Annotated in this window: 21 protein-coding genes; 14 read left to right on the top strand and 7 right to left on the bottom strand. The window is 69.1% G+C overall.

Annotated features, from left to right (window positions below):
- Nucleotides 1–5: 5 nt before the first annotated feature.
- Both ACQEVU_RS11975 and ACQEVU_RS11970 read right to left on the bottom strand, forming a co-directional pair.
- A complete protein-coding gene (locus ACQEVU_RS11975) occupies nucleotides 6–1,001 on the bottom strand; it encodes an acetamidase/formamidase family protein (protein ID WP_433322800.1) in 996 nt (331 codons plus the stop codon).
- Entirely contained in the window at nucleotides 998–2,416 is a 1,419-nt protein-coding gene (locus ACQEVU_RS11970; RefSeq protein ID WP_433322799.1) for an APC family permease, read from the bottom strand. Before ACQEVU_RS11970 ends, ACQEVU_RS11975 begins: the two co-directional genes overlap by 4 nt.
- A gap of 300 nt (nucleotides 2,417–2,716) precedes the next feature.
- On the opposite strand from ACQEVU_RS11970, the gene ACQEVU_RS11965 reads away from it, so the two are divergent.
- The 3 genes from ACQEVU_RS11965 (at nucleotide 2,717) to ACQEVU_RS11955 (ending at nucleotide 5,561) form a co-directional block, all read left to right on the top strand.
- On the top strand, nucleotides 2,717–3,961 hold the full coding sequence (locus tag ACQEVU_RS11965; protein ID WP_433322798.1) for a helix-turn-helix domain-containing protein: 1,245 nt from the start codon (nucleotides 2,717–2,719) through the stop codon (nucleotides 3,959–3,961).
- Between the two features lie 23 nt (nucleotides 3,962–3,984).
- Nucleotides 3,985–4,563 (top strand): GNAT family N-acetyltransferase, encoded by a 579-nt coding sequence (locus tag ACQEVU_RS11960; protein WP_433322797.1) that lies wholly within the window; start codon nucleotides 3,985–3,987, stop codon nucleotides 4,561–4,563.
- Nucleotides 4,564–4,877: 314 nt separating this feature from the next.
- Nucleotides 4,878–5,561: a hypothetical protein gene (locus ACQEVU_RS11955; protein WP_433322796.1), complete on the top strand. Its 684-nt coding sequence runs from the start codon at nucleotides 4,878–4,880 to the stop codon at nucleotides 5,559–5,561.
- A 180-nt stretch (nucleotides 5,562–5,741) separates the two neighbouring features.
- Here ACQEVU_RS11955 and ACQEVU_RS11950 read toward each other — a convergent pair whose 3' ends face one another.
- On the bottom strand, nucleotides 5,742–6,245 hold the full coding sequence (locus ACQEVU_RS11950) for a prepilin peptidase (RefSeq protein ID WP_433322795.1): 504 nt from the start codon (nucleotides 6,243–6,245) through the stop codon (nucleotides 5,742–5,744).
- A gap of 81 nt (nucleotides 6,246–6,326) precedes the next feature.
- Here ACQEVU_RS11950 and ACQEVU_RS11945 point away from each other — a divergent pair, with 81 nt between their 5' ends.
- A complete protein-coding gene (locus ACQEVU_RS11945) occupies nucleotides 6,327–7,424 on the top strand; it encodes an integrase core domain-containing protein (RefSeq protein ID WP_433322794.1) in 1,098 nt (365 codons plus the stop codon).
- 76 nt (nucleotides 7,425–7,500) lie between these two features.
- On the opposite strand, the gene ACQEVU_RS11940 is transcribed toward ACQEVU_RS11945, so the two are convergent.
- A complete protein-coding gene (locus tag ACQEVU_RS11940) occupies nucleotides 7,501–8,040 on the bottom strand; it encodes a hypothetical protein (RefSeq protein ID WP_433322793.1) in 540 nt (179 codons plus the stop codon).
- Between the two features lie 553 nt (nucleotides 8,041–8,593).
- Here ACQEVU_RS11940 and ACQEVU_RS11935 point away from each other — a divergent pair.
- On the top strand, nucleotides 8,594–9,097 hold the full coding sequence (locus ACQEVU_RS11935; protein ID WP_433322792.1) for a histidine phosphatase family protein: 504 nt from the start codon (nucleotides 8,594–8,596) through the stop codon (nucleotides 9,095–9,097).
- 175 nt (nucleotides 9,098–9,272) lie between these two features.
- Here ACQEVU_RS11935 and ACQEVU_RS11930 read toward each other — a convergent pair whose 3' ends face one another.
- Both ACQEVU_RS11930 and ACQEVU_RS11925 read right to left on the bottom strand, forming a co-directional pair.
- Complete coding sequence (locus ACQEVU_RS11930) at nucleotides 9,273–9,593, bottom strand: hypothetical protein (protein WP_433322791.1); 321 nt, start codon at nucleotides 9,591–9,593, stop codon at nucleotides 9,273–9,275.
- Between the two features lie 237 nt (nucleotides 9,594–9,830).
- Nucleotides 9,831–10,472 carry a hypothetical protein gene (locus ACQEVU_RS11925; protein ID WP_433322790.1) on the bottom strand — a complete coding sequence of 214 codons (642 nt, stop codon included), beginning with the start codon at nucleotides 10,470–10,472 and terminating at the stop codon, nucleotides 9,831–9,833.
- A 433-nt stretch (nucleotides 10,473–10,905) separates the two neighbouring features.
- Between ACQEVU_RS11925 and ACQEVU_RS11920 the strand changes: the two genes are divergently transcribed.
- The 7 genes from ACQEVU_RS11920 to ACQEVU_RS11890 all read left to right on the top strand — a co-directional run bounded on the left by ACQEVU_RS11920 (nucleotide 10,906) and on the right by ACQEVU_RS11890 (nucleotide 22,403).
- Nucleotides 10,906–11,382: a tetratricopeptide repeat protein gene (locus tag ACQEVU_RS11920; protein WP_433322789.1), complete on the top strand. Its 477-nt coding sequence runs from the start codon at nucleotides 10,906–10,908 to the stop codon at nucleotides 11,380–11,382.
- Nucleotides 11,383–12,639: 1,257 nt separating this feature from the next.
- Complete coding sequence (locus ACQEVU_RS11915) at nucleotides 12,640–16,776, top strand: tetratricopeptide repeat protein (RefSeq protein ID WP_433322788.1); 4,137 nt, start codon at nucleotides 12,640–12,642, stop codon at nucleotides 16,774–16,776.
- A gap of 769 nt (nucleotides 16,777–17,545) precedes the next feature.
- Nucleotides 17,546–18,523, top strand: a complete 978-nt coding sequence (locus ACQEVU_RS11910; protein WP_433322787.1) for a DUF4192 domain-containing protein — start codon at nucleotides 17,546–17,548, stop codon at nucleotides 18,521–18,523.
- Nucleotides 18,524–18,872: 349 nt separating this feature from the next.
- On the top strand, nucleotides 18,873–19,817 hold the full coding sequence (locus ACQEVU_RS11905; RefSeq protein WP_433322786.1) for a DUF4192 domain-containing protein: 945 nt from the start codon (nucleotides 18,873–18,875) through the stop codon (nucleotides 19,815–19,817).
- A 208-nt stretch (nucleotides 19,818–20,025) separates the two neighbouring features.
- On the top strand, nucleotides 20,026–20,439 hold the full coding sequence (locus ACQEVU_RS11900; protein WP_433322785.1) for a hypothetical protein: 414 nt from the start codon (nucleotides 20,026–20,028) through the stop codon (nucleotides 20,437–20,439).
- Between the two features lie 124 nt (nucleotides 20,440–20,563).
- Nucleotides 20,564–20,749, top strand: coding sequence for a hypothetical protein (locus ACQEVU_RS11895; RefSeq protein ID WP_433322784.1), 186 nt, complete (start codon nucleotides 20,564–20,566; stop codon nucleotides 20,747–20,749).
- 661 nt (nucleotides 20,750–21,410) lie between these two features.
- Nucleotides 21,411–22,403 carry a GGDEF domain-containing protein gene (locus ACQEVU_RS11890; protein ID WP_433322783.1) on the top strand — a complete coding sequence of 331 codons (993 nt, stop codon included), beginning with the start codon at nucleotides 21,411–21,413 and terminating at the stop codon, nucleotides 22,401–22,403.
- A gap of 986 nt (nucleotides 22,404–23,389) precedes the next feature.
- On the opposite strand, the gene ACQEVU_RS11885 is transcribed toward ACQEVU_RS11890, so the two are convergent.
- Nucleotides 23,390–23,695 carry a hypothetical protein gene (locus tag ACQEVU_RS11885; RefSeq protein WP_433322782.1) on the bottom strand — a complete coding sequence of 102 codons (306 nt, stop codon included), beginning with the start codon at nucleotides 23,693–23,695 and terminating at the stop codon, nucleotides 23,390–23,392.
- A 402-nt stretch (nucleotides 23,696–24,097) separates the two neighbouring features.
- Here ACQEVU_RS11885 and ACQEVU_RS11880 point away from each other — a divergent pair, with 402 nt between their 5' ends.
- Nucleotides 24,098–24,382: a hypothetical protein gene (locus tag ACQEVU_RS11880; protein ID WP_433322781.1), complete on the top strand. Its 285-nt coding sequence runs from the start codon at nucleotides 24,098–24,100 to the stop codon at nucleotides 24,380–24,382.
- 373 nt (nucleotides 24,383–24,755) lie between these two features.
- Nucleotides 24,756–25,052, top strand: a complete 297-nt coding sequence (locus tag ACQEVU_RS11875; protein ID WP_433322780.1) for a hypothetical protein — start codon at nucleotides 24,756–24,758, stop codon at nucleotides 25,050–25,052.
- Nucleotides 25,053–25,149 lie beyond the last annotated feature (97 nt).

The following is a 25,149-nucleotide window of genomic DNA, read 5'->3' as shown; positions in this document are numbered from 1 at the left end:
CGCGCTTACCACAGCGAGGAGGCCACGCCGCGCAGCCGACGATGCGCACCGCCGTAGGCGGTCGCATGACGAAGGATTGCGGTGTCGATGGCGGCGTGCATGGTGTAGTTGGGGTCGCACACGTTGCCCGGCGCTGCCCGGCCGGCTTGCGACACCAGTTGGTAGGTGTCGAGCAGGTCCAGGCCGGTCAGGTCGGCTACCCAGGTGACGAGGTCGTGCTGGCTGATGCGGAAGGCGTCCTCCAGGGGCCGGGCGGCGCCGATCGAGATGAGCTGGTGGTCGGTTTCGATCCGCGGCCACGGCGTCGGCACGTCTTTGATGAGGTCGACGGCGACGGTGACGCGCATGGCGCACTCCACGGCGACGCCGCAGACCTCGCCCTGGCCTTGGCGGGCGTGGCCGTCGCCGAGTGCGAACAGCGCCCCGGGCACGTTCACTCCCAGGTACAGCGTCGTGCCGGGCCGCAGTTCGGGGGTGTCGAGGTTCCCGCCGTGTGTGTCGGGCACGATGCTCGTCCGGACCTCGCCGCCGGACGGTGCCACACCGACCGTGCCGAGCATCGGGTCCAGCGGGAGGTCGACGGTGAAGTCCGAGCGGCGGGCGGCGTAGCGGAGCATGCCGACCTGCCGATCGATGTCGTACTTCCAGACCCGTTCGGGTAGCGGCGGCTGCAACGTCGGGGTGGTGTGGGTGCTGGTCAGCGCGCCGAAGTGGGGAAACGTGGCCGACATGCCCCAGTCCCGGGCCGGGGTGATCGCCGTGAAGTGCAGGGCTAGGGTATCGCCGGGCTCGGCGCCGGCCACGTGGAACGGGCCGGTCACTGGGTTGAACCGCTGGCACACTTTCGACGGCAGATCGTCCACTGTCAGGACCGCGCCGCTGAAGCAGTCCTCGGTGGTGGTGCGCAGTATCTGCCCCGGCTGGATCAGCGCCACCGCCTCGGCACCTCCGAACGTGTACAGCGTCGGCTCGTCGAGCTCGAAGTCCACGACACCGGTCACGACCGCTCTCCCGCCTGCACGTCGAGGCCGGACAGCTGCGGACGGCGGCCCGCCGCGTACAAGCCGAGCAGCACCAGGCCGCCGACGCCGACCCAGAGCAGGGCGAGACGCTGTGCGGCGACGTTGGCGTTGATGGCTACGTAGGCGAGGATGGCGAACCCGACGGCTGGCACGAGCAGGTGCGACCACAGGTTCCGGCTGCGGCGGCGGATCACGTAGTGCCAGACCACGGCGATGTGCAGCACCATGAACGCCGCGAGGGCCCCGAAGTTGATCAGGCTGGAGAGCAGGGCGATGCCGTCGGAGCGCCACGCCATGTACAGGCCGATGCCGATCGACAGGAACGCGGTGAGCACGATCGCGTTGGCCGGTACCCCGGAGCGGCGCGACACCTTCCGCAGGAAGGAGGGCAGCTGCCGGTCCCGGGCCATCGCGAACAGCAGCCGCGACGTGGCAACCTGCGCCACCAGCGAGTTGGCGATCCCCCAGGCGATCGCAGTCGCCACCGCGCACAGCGTCGCCAGCCAGCCGCCACCAGCGACCCGGGCCGCGTCGTAGAACGCCACCCCGTCCGGATCACCGTTCGCGATCAGATCGGCCGGGTCAGGCACCAGCAGCGCCGCCACCCACGTCTGTGCGACGAACAGCACCCCGGCCAGGCCGAGCGCGGCGGCCATCGCCCGACCAATCTGGCCTGGACCGCCACGGTTCTCCTCGGCCAGCATGGAAATCCCGTCGAAGCCCAGGAAGCTCAACACCGCCACCGACACCGCGCCGAAGACCACCGGCCACGCGAACGTGTGCGGGTTGAACAGCGGCTCGAACGAGAACCCGCGGCCGCGGCCGTGCAGCAGCGCCGTGACGGCGATGACGAGGAAGATCGCCAGGACGATCAGCTGGCCGACGAGCATGACGGTGGTGAACCGGGCGGTTGTGCGGATGCCGAGCAGGTTGACCCCGGTGTTGACCACGACGAAGCCGACCAGCCAGGCCCACACCGGCACCGCCGGGATGGTGGCGTGCATCGCCACCGCCGCGATCAGATACAGCAGGCTCGGCACCAGCAGGTAGTCCAGCAGCACCGCCCAGCCGGCCAAGAAGCCGACCGGCGGCGCGATACCCCGACCGGCGTAGTTGTAGACACTTCCCGCGAGGGGGAACGCCTGCACCATCTGCGCATACGACGCCGCGGTGAACACCATCGCCACCATGCCGATCACGTATGCCAGGGCGACCATGCCACCGGAGGACTGGAACACCCCACCGAAAATCCCCATCGGCGCGATCGGCACCATGAAGATCAACCCGTAGAACACCAAATCCCGGAAGCCCAGCGTCCGCCGCAACTCGGACCGGTACCCGTCCTGCTGCCGCTCACCACCTGGCGGCGCTGGTATGCGCTGTGTTGTACTCACGTCGGTCCTCCCCAATCGACTGCTGATGCCCACGATTTCGCGCCAGTGGGCATGACAGATCAGCGCGTCACCGCCTGACGTGCCGGATGCCTCAGTTCCTGATCACAAATGCCGGCCCTGGCCGCCGCCTCAGCCATCGCAGCGACGGCGACCAGGCGTCTTCGTCTCGCCAGGCGACCTGGTAGATCGTTGGCGGTTCGACGAGTTCACCTTCGAACCAGGACCGTTATCGCGGCTAGGTGTTGTCAATTGGCAACCCGACCTTGACAACGCAACTGGCCCGACAGGGATGATTTCGAGGTGACCAATGAGACGTTCTCTCAGGCGCTTCAACGCATTCGGCGCGAGCGCGGCGTCTCGTACCGCGAACTGTCATCCGCGTGTCACGTGGACTCTGGACACTTGTGTAAGATTGAAAAGGGTCAACGACCATGCACTATGAAGGTCGCCGAGGCCATTGACCGTGCCCTGGATGCTGACGGCGCACTCGTTGCCATCGCCCGCGAGGAGCGCCGCCAACGCGTGCGTGCCGCAGTAACGTCTGACTCTATGAAGCGCCGCACGCTCGTCCGATGGGGCGTCACCGCCTCAGCACTCGCCAGCATCGGTGGGGTCTCAGACCTTGCAGAGCCCGTCGGCAGGGTTGGCGTCGCGGACGCCGAGCGCCTGTTGCGGGCTGCAACACGACTTCGCCAACTCGGCCATCTGCACGGAGGCGAGAGTCTGTGGCAAGCCGCTGCCGCTCTCGTCGGCGACAGCTACCGGTTGCTTGAGCACGGCTCATACACCGTTTCCGTGGAACAACGCCTGCTTCGCGCCGCGGGTCGGGCTCACATGGCGGCCGGCTGGCTTGCGTTCGACGCCGGACGACACGACGTTGCGCGGAGCTGCTACAACGAAGCTCTCAACCTCGCCCGCCAGGCAGCCGACGCCGGAACCGAGGCGCACGCGCTAGCCAACCTCGCCTTCCAGAGCAACATCATCGGCCGGCCCCGCGAGGCCATGCGACTCGCTGAAGCCGCCTCTCGGGCTGCCGCTCGACCGCACGGCGTCGCACGCTTGTCGGCCATGCCGCACCTGCGTCGTGCCGTCGCGTTCGCAACGAGCGCTGACCCGCGCGGGGCTGCCGCGGCCATGACGGAAGCCCGTAGGGTCCTGGACCGCGACGGTGACAAACCAACCCCAGAGTGGTGCGCCTTCCTCACCCAGGTGGAATTGGACGGCCTGGAGGGCACGTGCGCCCTCGAACTCGGTCAGCCCGAACGGGCTGAGGCGCTGCTGGTCCGCGCGATCGCCGGCCATGCCGACCAGTTCGCCCGTAACCGGGCCCTCTACCGAGTCCGGCTCGCCCGTGCTCGCCTCGATCGACGCGTCATCGAAGGGGCCGCCGAAGCCGCCAACGCCGCCCTCGACGACCTATCCGGTGAACTCGGCAGCTGGGTCGTCAGCAACGAACTTGCCGCCATAGCGGGACGTTTCGAGCCGTACGACGAAGTGCCCCAGGTGGAGCGCTTCCTTGCTCGGTACACCCGAAGCACCCGCTGAACATGGAGCCAGAAAGGAAGCCGATGTCAGCCACCACGCTCGACATCGAGCAGTGCACCGCAGGCGACCTCGCGCGCCACCGCGACGAACTTCTCGACGTCTACGTCGACGCGTACGCCGACAAGCTGAACAGCCCGTTCTTTACGCCGGAACGCTATTGGGAGCGTGTCGAGGCGTACGCCGCGCGTGACGGGTATGCCCTGGTCCTCGGCCGCGTCGCGGGCCAGTTGATCGGCTACGCGATGGGCTTCACCCTGCCCACCAATTCGGCATGGTGGAAGGGTTTGACCACGACCGTTGATCCCGCCTTGACGACCGAGGACGGCCGTCGGACCTTCGCCCTGACCTACATCATGGTGCGCGTAGCCTACCGGCGACGTGGGTACGCCCGTTTGCTGCACGACGCTCTGCTGGAGGGTCGGCCCGAACAGCGCGCCACGCTCCTCGTCTTGCCGGAGAATGTCGCCGCTCGGACCGCATACCGCACCTGGGACTGGTACCAAATCGGCGAGCTTCAGCCGTTTCCCGACGCACCCCTCTATGATGCCCTGGTGCTCGATCTACCGTCATCAAGCGCGCGTACAGATGACCGAACGTTATAGCGCATGAACACTCGATGAACCGCACACTCTTCGTCATAAGGCCCTGTCTGGTGCACCAGGGAAGGCGGCCGAGGAGATTGGGCTGCAGCTCGACACTGCCGCGCAGCCCGGCAGACGCCCTGCTGTTTGCGCTTTGCGGCATTCTCGTGCCTTCTGGTAGTCATGAGTGTCCGCTCAATGCCGGGGATGCCGACGGCTCGTCAAGATTGCCCCCGATTGCCGACGTTGGCTCGGAGGCACAGTTCGTCTAGTTTGTGCCTATTTGGCAAAATGGTCGGCTATCGACCGTTGCCCGTCTAGATTAGGCTTGACCCGTGGCCACATTTTCGAAATCCATGCTTAACGAGATTTTCCGTGCACTTGTCGAAGCGCACATTGAACCCCAAATGAGTCAAATTAAGCATCCGTCATACGCTACGATGAAAATTATTCACCTCCCAACGCAATCATATTTTGACATCGAGGCAGATTCTCATTCTATTGGCTCATTCTTCTTGGTTTCTCAAGTTGGCAACGAATGGCAGAGCATACACGGAGAAGGGCATTCGTGGAGTAAGGTCATCCAAGCTGTTCGAGACTGGGCGGGGCGCGTTGTTGAGTGGGCGGACACTCCGGACCTGTGGAGCGAAAGCGCCGGCTGGCGAGTTTTCGCGGACGCCGATAGTCAGGGCGACGACAATTCACCGTTCACCCGTCAAGAGCGGGAACTGATTTTCGCGCAACTCGCAGCGATGGGCGAGGCAGTCAAGCGGGCCAGTCAACTCACTTCGGCGCAAGAGGCGAGGCTCGACGAGAGGCTCAAGGTCATCGGCGAGGCAAGCGGCCGGATGGGCCGTAAAGACTGGCGTCTCCTTCTACTTGGTGGCATCTTTTCGCTTGTGCTAGCCGACGCATTTCCCCCGGAGACTGCCCGCCACCTCCTGGAACTTGCCGGTCGCAGTCTCGGAAGCCTGTTCGCTATTGGTGCGCCGATGATCGGTAGAATACTAGGCGGGTAAGTTGCCCGCCCTATCATGTCGGCCTTGCCTTCATTGGTGACAACAGACGCCGCCTTCATGAGGAACGATTAGCAAATCAGCGACGAGGGCTCGGCGGACAGGCGAGCCGCTGGAATTGAGCGGCTGAGGCTCGGCGGCCGATGGTGGCCGCGCCTTGGAGCGGCCCCGAGGATTCCGGCTTCACCTCGCAAACGCAATAGCCAACAGCCAACCGCCGTACAGAGCAGGTCCAAGTGCCAGCCCATCGGAGCGCTCGTCCGCTTTAATGCTGAGTACCTTCATCGCAATCCATTGCGCAACGAAGGCGACCAAGATGGCCGCAATGGCAGCACGCCAACTGATCCAACCCAAAGAGAAGGCGATCGCCCCGGCAAAATTGACGTCGCCGAGCCCCAGTTGACCAGGTGCCAGTAGCGCAACGAGCAGCAGTAATGCGCAAACTGCGACACCTGATCCGGCGGCTGTAACCAGCTTGGCGAAGTGTTCGCGCGAGACCGACTCGGCAATAAATAACGTACCGCAGGTTAGCCAGAGGATTCCGGTTGCGGAATGGGGCAGGCGAAGCGTTCGCATGTCGGTACAGACTAGGCCGATTCCCAGGGCGCTAAACAGCCAGTAGCCGGGCGTCGAGACGTTGTACCTGCCGACAAATGCGTCCGTGCTGGTCAGAGGGCAGTCCACCATACGAATGCGATCTTGATTGTCGGGTCTGTCCCCGTGTCCTGCTTGCCGTCGCCGTCGGTGACTACGCGATGATGCCGTCTCATGCTGCTGCGACTGGCATACCTGGGCGTCACCAACGCGCTCGCGCTGCTGCGGCTACTGCCAGGCAGCGACCGTGACAAGGACGCGGAGATCCTTGCCCTACGGCACCAGCTCGCCGTGCTGCACCGCCAGCTCGGCGGGCAGCGGGTCCAGTTCGAGCCAGCCGACCGGGCATGGCTGGCCGCGCTGCTCAGCACGCTGCCCAGACCCAGTCTGTACAGCCTGCGGCTGTTAGTGCGGCCCGACACCATTCTGCGCTGGCATCGTGACCTGCATGCTCGCCGCCACGCGGCGGCGTCGCGTCCCCGCCGACGAGGACGGCCGCGCACCATCGGTTCGGTGCGCGCGCTGGTGCTGCGCCTGGTCCGGGAGAACCCGTCCTGGGGGTACCGGCGGGTGCACGGGGAACTGCTCACCCTCGGAGTCAAGGTCGCCGCATCCACGGTCTGGGAGATCCTGCGCGAGGCCGGGATCGATCCGGCCCCGGACCGGGCCGCCACGACCTGGGCGCAATTCCTGCGTTCGCAGGCCAAGGCGCTGCTGGCCGCGGACTTCCTCGAGACGATCACGCTGACCGGAACCAGGATGTACGTCCTCGCGGTCGTCGAGCACACCAGCCGCCGTATCCGGATCCTCGGCGCGACCGCGCATCCCACCGCGGCGTGGGTGACCCAGGCCGCCCGCAACCTGGTGATGGACCTGCAGGACGCGGGATGCCGGGTGAGGTACCTGATCCGCGACCGGGACGGCAAGTACCCGGCTCTGTTCGACGCTGTCCTCGCCGACGCAGGAATCGCGGTCCTGCTCAGCGGCGTCCGGATGCCCCGGATGAACGCGGTCATGGAACGCTGGATACGGACCTGCCGGCGCGAACTGCTCGACCGGACACTGATCCTCAACCAACGTCACCTGCTGCACGCACTACGCGAGTACGAGACCTTCTATAACGAGCACAGACCCCACCAGGGCATCGCCAACGCCCGGCCACTGGCCCCACTACCCGAACCGATCACCGATCCAGACCGGCTCGCCCACCTGAACATTCATCGGCATGACCGCCTCGGCGGCGTCCTCCGCCAGTACGATCATGCCGCCTGAACTGCCCGGATGGCATATTCGGCAGGCACAGCGCTTCCTGATGCGCACGGCGGCTGAACCTGGACGCCGCCCAAGGTCAGGACGTGGACGGCCGCGGACTGGCGTTGCGGAGGTCCTGCTCGAGTGGCCCGATGTCGTAGGCCTCGATGTCCCACGCGGTGATGGTGTCCGGCCGGTCGATGACGATGGCGAACGGGCCGTGGTACTGGTCAGCGACATCAATGGCCCCCGCCGGGAAAAAGGCGTCCGCGAACTCCCACCGGCCGGCGGCGCAGCGCCATCCCAGGGTCCTCTTGAAGGGGTGCGGGGTGCCGACGATCATGATGATGCGGAGCTCGCCAGTGCCCGTGCAGCGCACCCGGAGGTGGAGGCTCCAGCCGTCGGGTATCGAGACCTCGACGTGGCTCTCGCTGAAGACCGTCGAGCTCCATGCGCCGACCAGGTGGTCGTACGAGCCGGGCGTCTGGTCGGGCTCGGGTGTCGAGGCGGCCGTCCTGTCCGGCCCGGGTGTCGAGTCGGACCGGGGTGAGCTGGTGCACGCGGCCAGCCCAAGGAGCGCGACGAGAGCCGCCGTGACCGCCGATCCGCGCAACCGCCCAGTGCTCTGCCCCCGCATGGCGACAGGGTACGGGCGCCCGGCAACCCCTCGTCGCCTTGGTGGAACGTCGCCACGAGCGCCTCAAGTATCACGCGGACAACGCCCGGCACCGGCCGCGCTGCAGTCGGCTACGACATTTCCGCACATGCCGCTCCCAGCGTGCTGCGCCCGTATGCGGCGTAGTGCACCGGGTACCGCTACTCGGACTGCGTAGTCAGTTGCGACCCGACCGCGTACGGCTGCTGCAGCTGCCCGACGCCGTCGCCGCGTCGGTGGAGATCGCGGGTGAGCGTCGATACAAATCGGGCGGTTGTGGCGGTGTCAGGCTTGGGGTTGGTAACACTGGCAGCGCCCCCGGCGTCAGGCCCGAAACGGCGTCTGAGGTGGCGTCGATTTTGCGCGCTGGTCCGCGTTGTCCGGGTCGAGGGCGGCGACAGGATGGGAGAACACAGCCGGCGCTGGCCGCGGCGTCGACACGGCCGGTGAGGGCGTGGACGGCCGCGCCGTCGGCTCGGGCAGTCCTGCTGCCTGGAGATGGTTGACGGCTTCGGCTGCCGACAGCGCGCCGGAGGTGACGGCTCGCCACAGGCTGGTACTGCCCGCCGGTGAGACGACGGTGTGCTGCTGCAACGCGGCCGGGCTGATGCCGTGGGCATGCAGCCGCGCGGCCGCGCTGGCCGTCCCATCTGACCAGGACTGCCGCTTGTGTACGTGGCACGTGCCCGACTACGCCGACGGGCTCTCCCACGCGGAACTGCGCGAGCACGCGATCACCGGCGGCGGGGTGTTCCGGCCGTTCGAGCGGGACAACGAGACCTGGGCGGAACTGGTCATACGTGGCAGCCGGGCGGTCCTCGACATCGCCGAGCGACATGAAGGCTCGACCGTCATCATCGTCGGGCACTCCGAGACCGTGGAGATGTCGTTCCACGCACTCGGACTGCTGCCGCTGTACCGCTCGTGCGACCTCACCGTCGCGCCGGCCTCGGTCACCGAATGGCAGACCAACGAGACGCCGACAGCCTGGCCGCCGCCGCGGTGGACATTAACCCGGTTCAACCAGACTGCGGCGTAGGCCCGACCGTCGTCGCCCCCAGACACCCTTGCAGTGGTAAATATCGGCATCGAGCAGCTGGTCGAGCCTTGATCAGGCGCACGCTCATGCCGCCGGTCGGGTTCGGCTGGCTGGTGTGGCTGTCACACCCGGTAGGCCCTACACGCCGATCGCCCCTGCCGGGCATCATCACGAGTCACCCCTCGCCGCTGGGTGACTGGACGGACCGTTCGTTGGTCCAGGGCTCGTCCGGCCCGGTCCGGTAGACGCTCTCGCCCGGCTTGAGGTCGAGCACGTCGAGCAACGTGAGGTCGTGCTCCACGGCGTGATGAAGGTGACTGAGCTTGCCCATAGCGGGGTCGGCGTCGCTCGCGCCGATGAGTTGCCAGAGTCCGTCGTCGGCGTCGTGGCTGACATACAAGATCGGCTCTGTCCGTGTGAAGACCTCACCGGTCTGAATGCTGGTCGTGCCCAGCAGCCAGTGCTTCATCCACCGCGCGCGACGGTCGCGCTCCATGACGCGGTCGTCGTGGTCGGTCGTTCAGCGGCACACCGACCGGCGAGCGGCGCGGTGCCCTGTTCATCCATGCCGGTTGCCGTAGTGGAGCGGGCATGACTTGCGGCGTCTGACCGTGCCCATCGGCACCAAACATTGCGCCAGCTGGTCGGTGCCGGCGCCGGCGCATTGTGCAGGGTTGCCTCCGGCGCGTGGCCGCTACTGCACCAGCCTGGTCGTTACGCCCTCGCCGGCCCTTCAGAAAACGATCGCCTTTCCGACAACCCCCACCACAACAAGCACGCCGAGCAGGAGCAGCGCGACGATCGCCGTGAGAGCGGAAAGCGTCCACCACCTGCGCGCCTGGCCAGCACCCAGGCCGATCCAGCCGAGCGCACCGAAGGCCAATCCTTCCACCAGGAACCACGGCTCGTTGAAGAACAAGTCCTGCAGATCAGCGACACGATAATTTACCGATGCCCACACTGGCGGGTAGTCGATGTGTACAGTCCCGGTCAGGCTGAGCACCCGCTGGGTCATAGCGACAAGCGCGTGCATACAGCAGCCCACCGCAACCACCCAGCACAAAGCCAACAGCATCCGGCGCGGCCAACGACGCGACCACAAGGGCAGCATGGCGGCGGGCAGGACGGCGGCAACACCAATAACGACGGCGCCGATCAGGTTGACGAGCTGGAACTCACCTTCCGAGCCCTCCTGGATCGTTCCCGGCAGGAACGCGGTGCCGCCGGCCGCGTAGTAGGCGCGGTAGATCGTGTACCACAGAGCCCAGATCCCGGCGGCCACACTTACCCAGACCAGTCGGCGACTGTCAGCATCCCCCGCCAGTACCGCCCGGTCTCGTCGTTCGACGACGGTCGTCACCCCCGTTTTCGCCACACCTTGATCATGCCCGAGGTCCGGGTGCGCCCATATCGGTGATCACCCCGATCCAATCCTGCGCACGCAGCGCCCCACTCACCGAAGGCGAGTCCACGGCTATCGCGGTCACTGTGGTCGGGCCGCTGCACGCCGCCTGGCGCGGCCCTGCCGCCGCGGGCGAGCGGGGACCCGGATCGAGGGTTGGATGTGCAGCAGACTCGGCTCGCGCTGCTCGCCGACGATCCTGACGTGGTCGCCGGGTGCGCTGGCGACGCGGTGTACGTGTTGCGGCAAGGTCCGGCCGCCGACGCTTACACGGTGGGTCGGGACGCGGTCGGCCTGCTCGACCGTCACCGCGTCCGGGTGCCGCTGTTGCTGCTGCGCCAAACTGCGGCCGCGGCCCTGATTCAGCGGCGACGGCCCGGCCGGCGACGCCCTACTGCACCGCGCCGTGACCGAGACCGATACCGGCGACCGAGGTGGCATCGACCCGCTGGATCAGGCCCGGATCCGTGTCGAGTACGCAGTGCGGCTGCAGGCCAGCGTCCGGCCCGAACAGGCCGAGGTCCTGCTCCGCCAAGCCGAGCAGCTGTTCAGCACCCACGGCTCCGACGGTGAGGCCGCCGTCACCTGGGGCAGCATCGCCGACATCGGCTACCAGCGCGGGGACTACGACGAGGCGCTGCGCATCCGCCGCGAGGTCGAGTTGCCGGTGTACGAGCGGCTCGGCGACACCCGCGCCACCGCCCTCACCTGGGGCCGCATCGCCGACATCGCCTACGATCGCGGCGACGACGACGAGGCCGCCACGCTGCGCCAGCAAAGCCTCGACGCCTACCAGCGACTCGGCGACCAAGACGGCATCGCCAACGCACCTGGGGCCTCGCCCAACTCGACCTCGACCGCAACGACTACGCATCCGCCATAACCCGCCTCGTCACCGCATTCCAGATCGTCACTCACCTCCAACGACCTGACGGCATCGCCGTCATCGGCTACACCCTCGGCCAGCTACTCCTCGCCGCCCGACACGACCAGGCAACCAACGTCCTCACAGCCAGCGCCGACGCCGCCACCAAAGTCGGCATGCTGAATGTCGTCCAAGCCATTACCAAGCTCCTCCAGCCCAACCAAACCAAGACACCGAATCCGAGCCCACCTGACCACCCATTGATCAGGTTTACGCACATGCCGCAATCGTCGCGGGCTGGGTCAGCCAGCGTCCATGCCTCACACGGTGGCAGGGCGGTCGCCGGCAGCCGGGTTGACGTTGTTGCCGAAGAAGCTGGCAGGACACCTGTAGGTGGACTGCCAGGTCGCCGTCGAGGTAGGCGAGGTAGTCGGCGAGCCCGGTCGCGGTTGCTCATTCGGCGGCACGATCCGAGACATTCCACCGGCGCTGTTTCGTCATGATCCAGTCGCGCACCCGCCCAGGTCGCGCCACCATTCGCGCACAAGGCTCGCGTCCAGTGGCTGTCACCCGTCGCATGCCAGCCGGCCCACGGGTCCTCCTGCGCGACGACGACAGCACGTAACTCCTCGATAGCCTCCGCGCCAGCGGCTTCGAGCCCGTCCGCATCTCCGATGCCGACGGGCTCCACCACTTGCTACTGTTCGCGTGGCGGCACCGGCCAGCAGCCGTCGATGATCACGACGTCGGTATCGGCGCTAGTCACGGCCGTTTCCCATGCTCTGGGGGACCCGCCCCGGAACGGGACCTGCGCACTTCATCCCGGCAACGCCTCTGACCTGCTGATCTGCCTCCGCCACAAGGTGCGTTTGGGGGCGCGTTTCAGCTGCAGAAGATGGATCGCACCTGCGCCAAGCAAAGCGCCGTCCGGCGGCAATCGTATGCGTGTCAGCTCATTGCCCTTGCAGCAACAACGAGCACCCGTCCCCCTCAGCCCAAGCCCTCGCACAGCACCGGAACCACAACCGGCACCACATATGACGCCAGAACTTCCCGGAACCGGCAAGCGTCGGGACAACCGAGGCATAACGGTAAGCACCGAACTGGCGCGGCGCCCGCGGATCTCGTGCCCGGCTGCCGCTGCCAAGCCGGCACATCCCTTGATCAGGTGCGCACTCATGCCGATGATAGTGAACGTGATCTTGGGCGCTGCTCGTCGGGTTTGGTGCTGTCCGTCAGATAGAGGGGAGATTGTCGGCGAGCCGGGGTGGTTTGATGGCGGCGACGGGTGTGGTGCTGGACGCAGCTGGATTCGAGTTGCTGGTTGCTGGCGTGCGGGTGGGTCGGCGTCGGACGTTGGCGCCGTCGGATGTGTCGCTGTTGGAGGATGTGACGGCCCGGTATGTGCGGGCTGTGTCGGGTTGGGCTCGGAGGGACACGTTTTTGGGTCTGGGTCAGGAGTTGTACTCCTGGCTGGACGGTGATGGCGGTGGCCTCGGTGCGGTGGTGGCCGGACCGGGGCCGGTGGTGTTTGAGGTGCAGGCGTCGGCGTCGCCGTCGTCGGCGGGGTGGGCGGTGTTGCGGGCGCCGTGGGAGTTGCTGGCTGCTCCTTCGTCGGGTGGGTTTCTGGTGGAGGATGGTCTGCTGCGCTTGTGTGTGGTGCGGCGTCTTGGCCGGCCGGTCGGTGGTGGGAAGTTGGATGGGTTCCGGTTGGGGCTGGGGTTCATGGCGTCGTCGCCGCGGGGTCGGGACGATCTGGACTATGAGGCCGAGGAGGCGGCGATCTTGTCGGCGGTCGGGATCGGCAGGGTCGATCTGCTGGTGGAGGACACCGGTGATCCGGTGCAGTTCGGCCGTCGGCTGGCTGATGTGGGCGGGATGCCGGTGGTGCACCTGTCTTGTCACGGCCACAACGCCTGGCCGCAGCCGGACGGGACCCGGGAGCCGGTCCTGATGCTGGAGGACGATCAGGGCGGTGAACGGCCGACCACGGCCGCGGATCTGGTGCGCCGACTGCGGGGTGTGCCGCGGTTGGTGTTCGTGTCGGCGTGTTTGACCGCGACCGGCGCGGGTCAGTCGGGTTGGTGGCCGCCCGCGGCGGGTGAGCGCGGCCGGGACGTGGTGCCACGTCCGCGGCCGGCGTCGGCCGGGGTGGCGAATGACGGTGGTGGGGTGGCGCATTCGCTGGCCACTGCGTTGGTGGCGGCGGGAGTGCCGGCGGTGTTGGGTTGGGACGGTTCGGTGCGGGATCGGGCGGCGACGGTGTTTGCCGGGCATCTGTATGCGGCGTTGGGTGAGCGGGAGGATCTGGCCGTTGCGGTCGGGGACGCTCGCCGCGCGTTGCTGGACTGTGACGTGGACTGGGTTCGGGCTGACTGGCATCTGGCCCGGTTGTGGCTGGGCCCGGCCGGTGGTGGTCCGGTGGCGGGTGGTACCCGGAAGCGGTCGCTGGTGGCGGCGGATCGGGGGACGAAGGCGTTCCTGGACCGCAAACAGCATGTGCGGGTGGCGGACCGCAGTATGTTCGTCAACCGGCGGCAGGAGTTGCAGCAGGCGTTGCGGGTGCTGCGGGGCGGCGACCGGGTGGGCGTGTTGCTGCATGGTCAGGGCCGGCTGGGCAAGTCCAGCCTGGCCGCCCGGGTCGTCGACCGGCTGCCCGAGTATGCGGTTGCGGTGGTGTATGGCGACTACACAGCGCTGGCCGTGCTGGACGCGGTCGCCGACGCCGTCCGGGCGTTGCCGCAGGCGCGGGAGGTGATCGATCGTGGCCTGCCCGATGTGCGGGATGAGGTTCCGCAGGCGCTGGAGCGGGTGTTGGTGGATCTGCTGAGTGGGCCGTGCGCGCAGATCGGGGACGGGCAGCGGCCGCTGCTGTTGGTGATCGACGACCTGGAACAGATCCTCGAGGACCGGGCGGACGGCGCGCACCGGGTCACCGCCGATGCGGCGCCGGTGCTGGCCGCGGTCCTGCGCGCGTTCACCGCGGACGGCACCGATAGTCGGCTGCTGCTCACCAGCCGGTACACGTTCACGCTGGACGGTTTGCAGGATCGTGTGCAGGCGGTGCAGTTGCGGCCGCTGTCGCCGGTGGCGCAGGCGAAGTTGCAGCTGCGGCAACAAGGTCTGGCCCCCGCCGGGCTGCAGGCGGATCGGGCCGGGCTGGCCGAGCGGGCGGTTGCGGTGGCGCGTGGGAATCCGGGGTTGCAGGACCTGATCGGGCTGCGCCTGGTCTACGACGAGGCCGTCGACACGGACCGGGCGGAGCGGGCGGTGGCCGATATGGAGGCCTACCTCGACCGTGGCGACGCGCTGCCGGCCGAGGAGCAGGTCCGCACGTTCCTGGAGGACCTGGCCATCGACACGCTCCTCGATCAGGCCGGCCCGGCCCACCGCGGCCTGGCCCGGGCGTTGACGGTGTTTGACCAGCCGATCCCGCGCCCGGTCGCCGACCTGCTCGCCGGGCAGGTTGGTGGGTCATTGGACCGGATGTGCGGGCTCGGCCTGGCCGATGCCTATCCGAACCCGGCCCACCCTGCGCAGACTGCGGTCGCGGTCAACCCGCTCGCCGCCGGGCGGCTCGCCCCACTGTCCGAAGCTGAAGCGGCGGCGGTCGCCGTGACCGCGGTCGGGCCGCTACACACGGCGTGGCGCGGCCCGTGCGTTGCGGCCGACCGTGACGGCGGGTTGGATGTGCAACTGACCCGGCTCGGGCTGCTCGCCGACCACCCAGACGTCGTTGCCGAGTGCGCTGCCCATGCGGTCAACGCGCTGCGGCAAGGGCCGGCCGGCCGGGCGTATCAGCTGGGCCGGGACGCCATCGAGCTGCTCGACCGCCACCATGTCGCCGTGCCGCTGTGGCTGCTACGCCAAACCGCAGATGCGGCCCTCACCAGCGGCGACGGCTCGGCCGGCGACGCTCTAATGCAACGCGCCGTGAACCAGATCGACATCGGCGACCAGGATGGTGGCAGCGAACCGCTCGATCACGCTCGAGTGCTGTACGAATACGCCGTGCGGCTACAGGGCAGCGGCCAACCCGAGCAGGCCATGGTCCTGCTGCACCGAGCCGAACAGCTATTCGCTACGCACGGCTCCGACCGGGAGGCCGCCGTCACCTGGGGCAGCATCGCCGACATCGCCTACCAGCGCGGGGACTACGACGAGGCGCTGCGCATCCGCCGCGAGCTCGAGCTGCCGGTGTACGAGCGGCTCGGCGACACCCGCTCCACCGCCGTCACCTGGGGCAGGATCGCCGACATCGCCTACGATCGCGGCGACTACGACGAGGCGCTGCGGATCCGCCGCGAGGTGCAGCTGCCGGTGTACGAGCGGCTCGGCGACACCCGCTCCACCGCCGTCACCTGGGGCAGGATCGCCGACATCGCCTACCAGCGCGGCGACTACGACGAGGCCCAGCGCATCCGCCGCGAGGTGCAGCTGCCGGTGTACGAGCGGCTCGGCGACACCCGCTCCACCGCCATCACCTGGGGCCAGATCGCCGACATAGCCTACGATCGCGGCGACTACGACGAGGCCCAGCGCATCCGCCGCGAGATCGAGCTGCCGGTGTACGAACGGCTCGGCGACACCCGCTCCACCGCCATCACCTGGGGCCAGATCGCGGACATCGCCTACGATCGCGGCGACTACGACGAGGCGCTGCGCATCCGCCGCGAGGTGCAGCTGCCGGTGTACGAGCGGCTCGGCGACACCCGCGAAACCGCCATCACCTGGGGCAGGATCGCCGACATCGCCTACCAGCGCGGTGACTACGACGAGGCGCTGCGCATCCGCCGCGAGGTGCAGCTGCCGGTGTTCGAGCGGCTCGGCGACACCCGCTCCACCGCCATCACCTGGGGCAACATCGCCGACATCGCCTACGATCGCGGCGACTACGACGAGGCGCTGCGCATCCGCCGCGAGGTGCAGCTGCCGGTGTACGAGCGGCTCGGCGACACCCGCTCCACCGCCATCACCTGGGGCAACATCGCCGACATCGCCTACCAGCGCGGCGACTACGAACAGGCCGCCGAACTCCGGCAACGCGAGCTCGAGGCCAACGAACAGCTCGGCGACCTCGACGGCATCGCCGCGGCTACCTGGGGCTTGGCTCAGATCGACCTCGCACGACAGGACTACCAGACCGCCGCACCCCGACTCGTCACCGCCTACCAGATCCTCACCCGCCTGCAACGACCCGACGGCATCGCCATCGTCGGCAACATCCTCGGCCAACTCCTCCTCGCCGCCGGACAACCCGAAGACGCCACAACCGTCCTGACCACCAGCCTCCAAGCCGCCACCAAAATCGGCGCCACCGAACTCGCTGGGCACCTCACCACACTGCTCAACACCCCACCCGACAAAGACCAGAACCAAGAACCCTTACACCAACCGAACCAAACGCCATGATCACGTTTCCGGATTTGCCGCAGTCCGGTGCGTCGGCCGATTGCGTGCCGGTAGCCGAGCGTAGGCGGTGGCACGGAGACCGGTGGGCGGGTGGCATGCGGCATGCGGCTCCTCGGGGCATGAGGATCTTTGTACGTCAGCGCGTACCTGACTCTGTAGTGGAACCCGTACGCCGACACCCCAATCACGACCACATTGCGTAGTCAACAAGAGCGCCGCCAGATCCCCCCGCACGCGCTGACACGCCTGCCGCGCCTCCTCAGACAACACCGCTGAACTGTCCGGGGAATGGACGATGGCCGACCTGGCCAGCCACGACCATCCGGACCGCGGCGACATCGCCGAAGCCGTGGCGCTGGCAATGCCGGAGCACGCCTGACAGCGGCATCGGCAGAGCCGCCGCAGGGCGTAGTGCTGCATTACCGGACGGTGTCTGTCCGGGATGCCGCAGACACGTGGCCTCGGTCCCGCGGATGCGCCCCGTTGCGGGCCGTCGCTGCCCTGCCGCGCTTGTACCGTCCCGGGCCTCGCCCGGCAAGGCACGCCGGCCAGCCACCCACCGGCATCACGGCAGCGGCGGACGCATGGACGGTCAAACCACGGCCGCCGGCCTTGCCTGGCCACGGCCGTCGGGCCGGTCCGCGCATCGGGTCAGCACGGCCCGGCCCGGCGCGATCACCGCGGGCCCGGCCGCCCCGTGCCGAGCGGCCCGTGGACGCCACGTCGCCAGCCGCTCGCGCACCTGTCGTTGCGAAGGAGTCTTCCGTCGATGTCCGATGTTTCCACACCACAGGTCTTGCGCGGCCCGGAGGACCTGTTGGGCATGGTGCCCTACCTGGTCGGCTACCACCCCGCCGACAGCATCGTCGTGCTGTACGTGCAGTCGGGCAGCCGGGTCCGGGCGGTCCACGTCTTGTCGCTGGCTGCCCCGGTGGCGCGCATGGTCGACGAGGTGCTCGACGCCGCCCGGCGGGCGGGTGCCGAGTGCGTCCTGGTCGTCGGGTACGGTCCGCTGCCGGCCGCGGCCACGGTCAAGGCGCTCATCGCGGGTATCACCGCATCGGTGCCGGTCGGCTACTCGTGTTTCGTCGCCGACGGCCACTACTACTGCCTGAAGCCCGGCTGCGGTTGCGCGGCGGTCACCGGGATTCCGTTCGACCCGCGGGCCACCGCGGTCGCTGCTGCCGCCGCCGTCCGCGGCGACGTGGCCTTGCCCTCCCGTGAGGCGCTGCTGGCGCTGACCGCACCCGATCCTGCGGCCCACATCGTGGTGCGCACGGCGATCCGTCGCACGCTGCGGCAGGCGCTGGCCGACGACACGCGGCCCGGTCCTGCAGATGCCGACCTGCGCCTCGAGGAGTTGCTGGACCTGGCCCGGGCGGACCGGCGTCTCACCGACGCTCAGGTGGCCCGCCTCGCGGTGCTGCTCGACGACTGCGCGGTGCACCGGGCAGCCTGGTACGGCACCGATCAGGAGATGTGGCAGCGCAACCTGTGGCTGGATCTCACCCGCCGCGTTCCGGACCGCTATGTTGCCGTGCCGGCCGCGCTGGCGGCGTGGTGCGCCTGGCGGCGCGGCGAAGCCCACCTCGCCTTCGCCGCCGCCCGGCGGTCCCTTGAAGCCGACCCGGGCAACCGGCTGGCCGCCATGATCTGCACCGCGATCCACGCCAAACTGCCCCCGACCGTCGTGGCTGAATGGCCGCCCGCCGCCGGCCACGACCACCTGCTGACGTCGGTGCAGTAGCGCCCCTCCATGCGCTCGCAGGCCTGGCCGCCACGATGGCCGAGCCCGCGCGGGCCGCATCCGACCGCGGGTGCACGCCGATGCGCGGACGATGCCGGCTTTCCCGACCTGCCAAGCGCAGCGCCCACCTCGCCGCCTCACACGGCCGCCATCGGTACCGGCCGCGGTTCGCTCGTAGGCCGCGCCGGGCCCGAACCGGTGACGCGGCCAAGCGGCCGTTCCAAGCGGCCGTGACCGGGCCGCCGCCACCCGGACGCCTGTGGCCGATCGGCCACAGGCGGGCCGCAGCGCACCACCAATACCTACAGGCCGTCGATCAGTGTCAACGTTGATGAGGGAGTGCCCGATCATGACGAACGCTTCCGAGCCGCAGCTGCGCAGCCCGCACGACGTGCTGGGCACCGTGCCGTATCTGCTCGGCTATCACCCCTCCGACAGCATCGTGACTCTCTACATGGCGTCGTCCGGGCGGGTGCTGGCGTGCACCAACATCGCCTTGCACGTCCCGACATCCGACGCCGTCGACAAGATCCGCGACTTCGCCAGCCGTACGGACGCCGAACGCGTGTGCATCGTCGGATACGGTCCGCTGACCGAGGCATGCGCCGTCACCGCGGTCGCCGACGAGGTGGACCGGCACGTCCCGGTCGGGGTGACCTGGCTGGTATCCGCCGGCTACTACCACTGCCTGGTCCGCGGCTGCGACTGCGGCGCGCTGGGCGGCGTCCCGTTCGACCCCCGAGCGACCGAGGTCGCCGCCCAAGCCACCGTACGCGGGGAGGTGGCCTTGCCGTCCCGTGACGACCTGCTGGCCCTGGTCGACCCCGACCCCACCGCGCAGGCGGCCGCCGGCCAAGCCATCCAGCGCCTGCCCACCCGGCACAGCTGGACGGCGGCCGACCTCAACGAGTTGCTGGAACGGGCGATGCTCGACCAGCGCCTCACCGACGACGAGGCCGCCCGCATGGGACTGCTCCTGCGGCACATCCCGCTGCGCGACGCCGCCTGGGAAGCCACCAGCCGGGAAATGTGGCAGCGGAATCTCTGGCTGGACCTGACCCGGCGACTGCCGCAACGGTATGTGCCGGCCCCCGCCGCGCTGGCGGCGTGGTGCGCGTGGATGCGCGACGAGAACCCTCTCGCGCTCGCCGCAGCCCGCCGCGCCCGCCGAGCGGACCCGTCGTACTCGATGCTGCAGCTGGTCGTCACGTCGATCCTGTCCAACATTCCCCCCACGCAGCTCGTCCCGGTGTGGCCGATGCCCCACGAGCCGCACGACGCAGATCAGGCGTGAGCCGGCTGCACCAGCCGGTGCCGAGGCTGGACGTTTCTCGTGCCGTACCGGCGAACCCGCCGGGTCTGATCCAACCGACATTCGCATTCCCCTACCGGCGGCCGGACCCGGCCATCCGTCGCAGGCCCAACCGCGACGGATGGCCCGGGGGATCACCCTCATGATCACCAATCCGCCGGCAGGGGCACGCGGGAAGCGAGGAACCACGATGGCATCACCCACATTGCCGAACCTGACGCTGACCGTGCCGCCCCATGACGAGCGGGGAACGTTCGCCGTAATCGGCGGATCGTCCTACGTTGCCTACGCCGTCCACGGCGCGCCCGCGCATCTGGCCCGCTGCGCAACCAACCCGGACGGGTCGCGGACCCTGCACCACGTAGGTGAACCGTTCGCCCGGCTCGACCTCGCCGTCGACAGTGGCCGGTGGCGAGCCGACCGCGAGGCCTACGCCGCCACCGCCGAGCATGAGTGCCGCCACTGCGGCACCCGCGTCATCCGCATCGGCGGCGCCTGGGTGTCCGTGGACTCCACGACGACCGCCGGCGGGCTCAGCATCTGCCCACCGAACCCGGACGCAGCACAGGTCGGCGTCCACCAGCCCCGACGCCGCCGCTCATGACCATACAGCCGACACCGCCCGGCGCGGATGACGCATCGCAGCCCACGCACGAGCTGCCAGAGCACACCCGCACCCAGGCAACCGACACCCACCACGCCCCCGTGGCTGCCGCCAGCCTCCCGCGGTGCGGCGCACCTTCCGGGTGACCGCCACCGTCACCGTGCACGCCGCCTTCGACCTGCGCGACCCGTTCGCCCGCTACGGGGTCTTCCAGGCCCTCGTCGACCAACTCGCCGCGACGCCGGTGCACATCGACACGCCCGACGGGCGCGCCACCGCGCAGGTTCGGCTCGTCACGGCCGTGTCCTGACCGTCGCGGCTGTCCGATGCTGCGGCCAGCAATCGTCGCCAGCCCAGTGCCGGCCTGTTGAGCCCGACGCCGCGTCGGGCGGTTCGGGCGCGGCGGTACAGGCCCTCGCTGCCCTGCCGCGCTTGGACCGTCCCCGCCCTGGCCCGGCAAGGCGCGCCGGCACACCGCCAGGCGCACGACACACGCCCCCACACGCGTCACACCCGACCGATCCGGCGGGCCGACCGGTGGCCCTGCCTGGCTTCGGTCATAGGGACCGCCGCCCATCGACATGCCGTGGCCGCGACAGTCGCCCGTTTGGGGCAGCCTGGCGAGCGGCCGTGCGAGGGCCCGGCGGGCGAGGACCGGTCACGGTCCCACCCGGCCGGGCCGACGTCAAGCCGGCCGGACCAATCAGTGCAGACGTGCCACAAGCGATCGGGCCGGCTTGACGTCGGCTGCGGCCGGGCGGGCCTTGCGTGCCGTCCCCGCCCCGACGGGCCACGAGCACGGCCCGGGGGCGTCCGAGCTCCACTGTGGAGCGCCGCGGACGCCGGCGTAGCCCGGCAGGGCCGCCGCGTCGTCGGCGCCGCGACCCGCCGGGTCGAAAGACCTCGCTGCAGATCCATCAGCGGCCCGCCACACGGCGGGCCGCTTGCGATGCTGTCTGAAGGAGAAACCAATGAACCACGGCACTGTCGGTCTACTGGCCGCCGTTGTCGAAGCGCTCCAGGTCGCCGCGTTCACCTGGTGGTGGTGCCGCCTGGTGCACACGCTCGGCACCGACGACCTCACGGGCCTGCGCAACCGTCACGGGCTGCACGACGCCCTACGCGACCTGTGGACCACGCCGGGTCTGCTGTTGCTGGACCTGACCGGGTTCAAAGCGGTCAACGACCAGTGCGGCCACGACACCGGCGACGCGATGCTCCGCGGCGTCGCCGCACAGCTTACGAAGATCGCGCCGCGCGGTGCCGTCGTCGGCCGGCTCGGCGGCGACGAATTCGTCCTGTTGCTCCCCGACGCCACCACCCGCGACCACCTCATCGAAGCCGCCATCGCGGTCCGCGCCGCCGTCGGCCGCGCACGGCCCGTCCCTGCCCGCGACGGCGCCACGAGCGACCGGCCGGCGCCTGTTGTGTCGTGCATCGTCGGGCTCGCGCTGCCCGGCGCGCTACCCGATCCCGACAAGCCGTTCCGGGCTGCGGACATCGCCCTCTACCACGCCCGCCACCACGGACTGCCGTACGCGCTGTACCAGCCGGGCATGACCCACCCGGCCGCCGCCGAACGGCACGGCCACCGCCTCCGCGACCACACCGCCGGGACCGTACCGACTGGAAGGACCACGTTCACCGCCTTGATCGCCGACCTGCGTGCTGCCGCCGCCCTGGCCGCGTCCGGCGCCCTCGACTCCCAGCAGACGACCGCAGCGCTCACCGCCGCCGGTGACCTCGTCACCCGGCTGGACCTGCGCGCCTTCGAGGTGAGCACGGGCGTCGGCAGCGATGACCTGCGCGAACTGGTCGTCATCACCGTGCACGGCGTGGACCTGGAGATCCGCGGCCGTTACGGCCCGCACGGCGGTCCGGAGATCTACGTCCATGTCGACGACCGGCGTCCCGACGAGGAGATCACCGCCATGCCACTGGTCGTCGAGATCTACCCCTCATGACGACCACACCCGGGTCAGGCTCAAGAGTCTGGCCCGGGCACCCGTGCGACCACGGTGCAGCAAATACCCCGGTCCGAGGCGAAGGCCCTTGACGCCGATCCGAGCGACGCCCGCCCCAGCGTCCGGGGCAGGACCCGCCGAGCAGTTCCCGGAGCTACGGGTGTCCGAGTCGGGTTCCTCGGTCGGTCGGGTGTCGAGTTCTCAGCTCCGTGTACGGCTTCTCGGCCTCGGGTGACCGGGCTAGGTAGCGCAGCTACGCCCTCCTCGGGCAGCTCTTCCCAGGGGCCAGTTTCCGCCCGTACCACGGTCGAGATCCGCGCGGCCGCCTGACTGGATCAGGTCCCGAACCGGGGCGCTGCCGCCCACCTGTGCAGATCGCAGCGCTCACCCCACCGCGGCTCTCCCACATCGGCCAGCCGTCGAAGACCTGATCAGCCGGCCTATACAGGCCGCCGCGAGCACGACGGCCTCAAGGCCACCGGCCCGAGGAGCGTTCGCGCCACGCGGTCACCGTGCTCGCAAGATTCGACCGGCCGCCGCGCAGCGATCCGCCATTCATGAGCCGCGCCGGTACCGGCCGCGCCCCGAATGACAATTCGCCGGCGACGAATCCGTGCACGATTACCGCCGTCCGCCGTGACGACGCCAACGACGGCACAGCCGCGGATGACTCGGCAGGCTGGTGTGCGGACACACGCTCCCGTCCCGGCTGGCCGTCGTCAAACCCTGTTCGGGCCAGGCACCACACAAGCCCCATCGCCATGCCCAGCCGCGGAAGTGCCCGGCCCTGCCAGAGCGGTGACGACGGACGGCGCCTGGGCGGACTGCGGGTCCTGCGCACCAGCCCCACCGGCCAGCAACGGCAGCGGCAGCGACCCACCCGCCGGGCCGTGGCAACCGGTCGGGGCCGAACCCCGCCCCCTGTCCCGTGAGGAGAACCCCGCATGGACCTGGACCACGAGACCGATGTAGTGACCAACCAGCGCCTACCCGGCTGGCGGGCCCGGCTGATCGTCGACGACCACGCCGGCGAACCCTGGGGCGACGCCCTCGCACCCGCCCTGATCATCAGCAGCCGGCATGTGCAGGTCGCCGCCGACGTGTACCAGGACCGGCACGCCGAACAGATCCGGCGCGCCTGGCAGCACTTCACCGATCACGACCTGTTCAGCCGCTACCTGCGGCTGTCCCACGGCACCACCGCCATCGCGGCCGCCACGACCGGCGACACCACCGTGCTCACCTTCGACACCAGCGACTACCGAGCCCCATGCCGGCATCACCACCATCACCGACCTGACCGGCGAACGCGACGAGTGGCAGGCGTGGCTGGACGGCGACGTCTACGGCGCCATCGTCGAACACCGCACAACGGCCCAACGGCGCCTCCACTGTGGACACCTCCGACCGTCCTCGTTGGGCAGACGTCGACGCCTGCTGGGGGCTCTACGGCCGCGCCTACGCCGCCAAACAGGCCCTACACCTCCTGCGTGCCGCTGCCCGCAGCTGATCCGCAGGCCCCTGCACACCCCCAGCGGTCCCGCTCCGGGATTCCATCCGCTCCCGCCCCCGCCGCCCACGCCAGGACGCACGAGCGATCGCCGACACCGCCGGCCCGCACGTGCCGCACCGCCACACGCTGACCGGACCACCGTCAGCCGTTGCGGCCACGACCATCACACCACGAGATCGTCATGACCGACGTCATCGTCCGCCCGTTCCTCGACCTGAGCACCGCCCACCTGACCCAGGACACCTGCGACGCGCTCGGCTCCATCAAGGGCGTCGTCGCCTACTCCACCGCCGACGGCTGGCTGATGTACGCGCCGGAACCGTTCCACGCCGCCGAGCTCGCGGCCGCCGGGGAATGGCCGCCCGAACAGCCCATCGTCCGGCTGGCCCGCGAGCACGGCTGCGCCTACATCCTGTTCGACAGCGACGCCGACACCACCACCCCTGTTGCCGGCCTTAACTGGTAGCCGCACCCTGCCGGATCAACCACCGTGCCCGGCATTGGGATGCAGTAGCACCTTGGGCGGTGCGGTTCTGGCTGCGCTGCCCTCCCGTGCTTGTACCGGCCGTGGCCTCGCCCGGCAAGGCCCACCCGCCCGCCGCAGCCGAGCCAAGCCACCACCCGGCTCACGCCGTTTCCGGCGACCTGAAGACGGACACGGGCGGCCTTGACCAGGCCACGGCCATCCGCCCGGTCCGCGTATCGGGTCAGCGCCGCCGGCCCGGCACACCGCCCAGGCTCGCGCATGCACATTCCCCGCACCTCCCCGGCGGCGCCTCGACGCCGCTGGCGAGGGGTGTGACAGGAACGGCGTGCTCGCACGCCGGGAAGGACCCGCTGTGGCCGTGGTCACCATCTATCTCAACATCGACCGTCCGCTGCAGCCCTACGTCGACGGTCAGCACCTCAACGCCGCGATCTCCACGCACCTCAGCACCGACATGGTCGCGCATCCGGAAGCGGTCGCCGACTGGGTATTCGCCCTCGGCAGCCAAGACCTCGACGTACTCGAACAGGAACGCGGCACCGAGGACGGCCAGACCAGCTTCCTCGTCGCGTGCCTCTACAGGCTGTTCGGCGATCGGTCTATGTCCGTCGGGGACGTCGTGCACATCCAGCACGCCGAGCAGCACTGATGGCTGGCCTGCGAGCCCACCGGGTGGCGGCACATCCCCGAACCGGTCCATCGCAGCAGCCCCGGTCTGATCACGGATCAGGTCGTCCAGCTGCTGC

Source organism: Dactylosporangium sp. CA-139066 (assembly GCF_050936175.1).
Classification (GTDB): Bacteria; Actinomycetota; Actinomycetes; order Mycobacteriales; family Micromonosporaceae; genus Dactylosporangium.
Note: the sequence above shows the minus strand (reverse complement) of the source record. Positions and strands in the feature narration are given on the sequence as shown.

What these genes read in the sequence shown, in the direction of transcription:
- ACQEVU_RS11940 (WP_433322793.1), bottom strand. Translation starts at nt 8,040, where the DNA reads ATGCGGGGGCAGAGCACTGGGCGGTTGCGCGGATCGGCGGTCACGGCG.
- ACQEVU_RS11945 (WP_433322794.1), top strand. Translation starts at nt 6,327, where the DNA reads ATGCTGCTGCGACTGGCATACCTGGGCGTCACCAACGCGCTCGCGCTG.
- ACQEVU_RS11905 (WP_433322786.1), top strand. Translation starts at nt 18,873, where the DNA reads ATGACGAACGCTTCCGAGCCGCAGCTGCGCAGCCCGCACGACGTGCTG.
- ACQEVU_RS11900 (WP_433322785.1), top strand. Translation starts at nt 20,026, where the DNA reads ATGGCATCACCCACATTGCCGAACCTGACGCTGACCGTGCCGCCCCAT.
- ACQEVU_RS11890 (WP_433322783.1), top strand. Translation starts at nt 21,411, where the DNA reads ATGAACCACGGCACTGTCGGTCTACTGGCCGCCGTTGTCGAAGCGCTC.
- ACQEVU_RS11960 (WP_433322797.1), top strand. Translation starts at nt 3,985, where the DNA reads ATGTCAGCCACCACGCTCGACATCGAGCAGTGCACCGCAGGCGACCTC.
- ACQEVU_RS11910 (WP_433322787.1), top strand. Translation starts at nt 17,546, where the DNA reads ATGTCCGATGTTTCCACACCACAGGTCTTGCGCGGCCCGGAGGACCTG.
- ACQEVU_RS11880 (WP_433322781.1), top strand. Translation starts at nt 24,098, where the DNA reads ATGACCGACGTCATCGTCCGCCCGTTCCTCGACCTGAGCACCGCCCAC.
- ACQEVU_RS11915 (WP_433322788.1), top strand. Translation starts at nt 12,640, where the DNA reads ATGGCGGCGACGGGTGTGGTGCTGGACGCAGCTGGATTCGAGTTGCTG.
- ACQEVU_RS11930 (WP_433322791.1), bottom strand. Translation starts at nt 9,593, where the DNA reads ATGGAGCGCGACCGTCGCGCGCGGTGGATGAAGCACTGGCTGCTGGGC.
- ACQEVU_RS11950 (WP_433322795.1), bottom strand. Translation starts at nt 6,245, where the DNA reads ATGGTGGACTGCCCTCTGACCAGCACGGACGCATTTGTCGGCAGGTAC.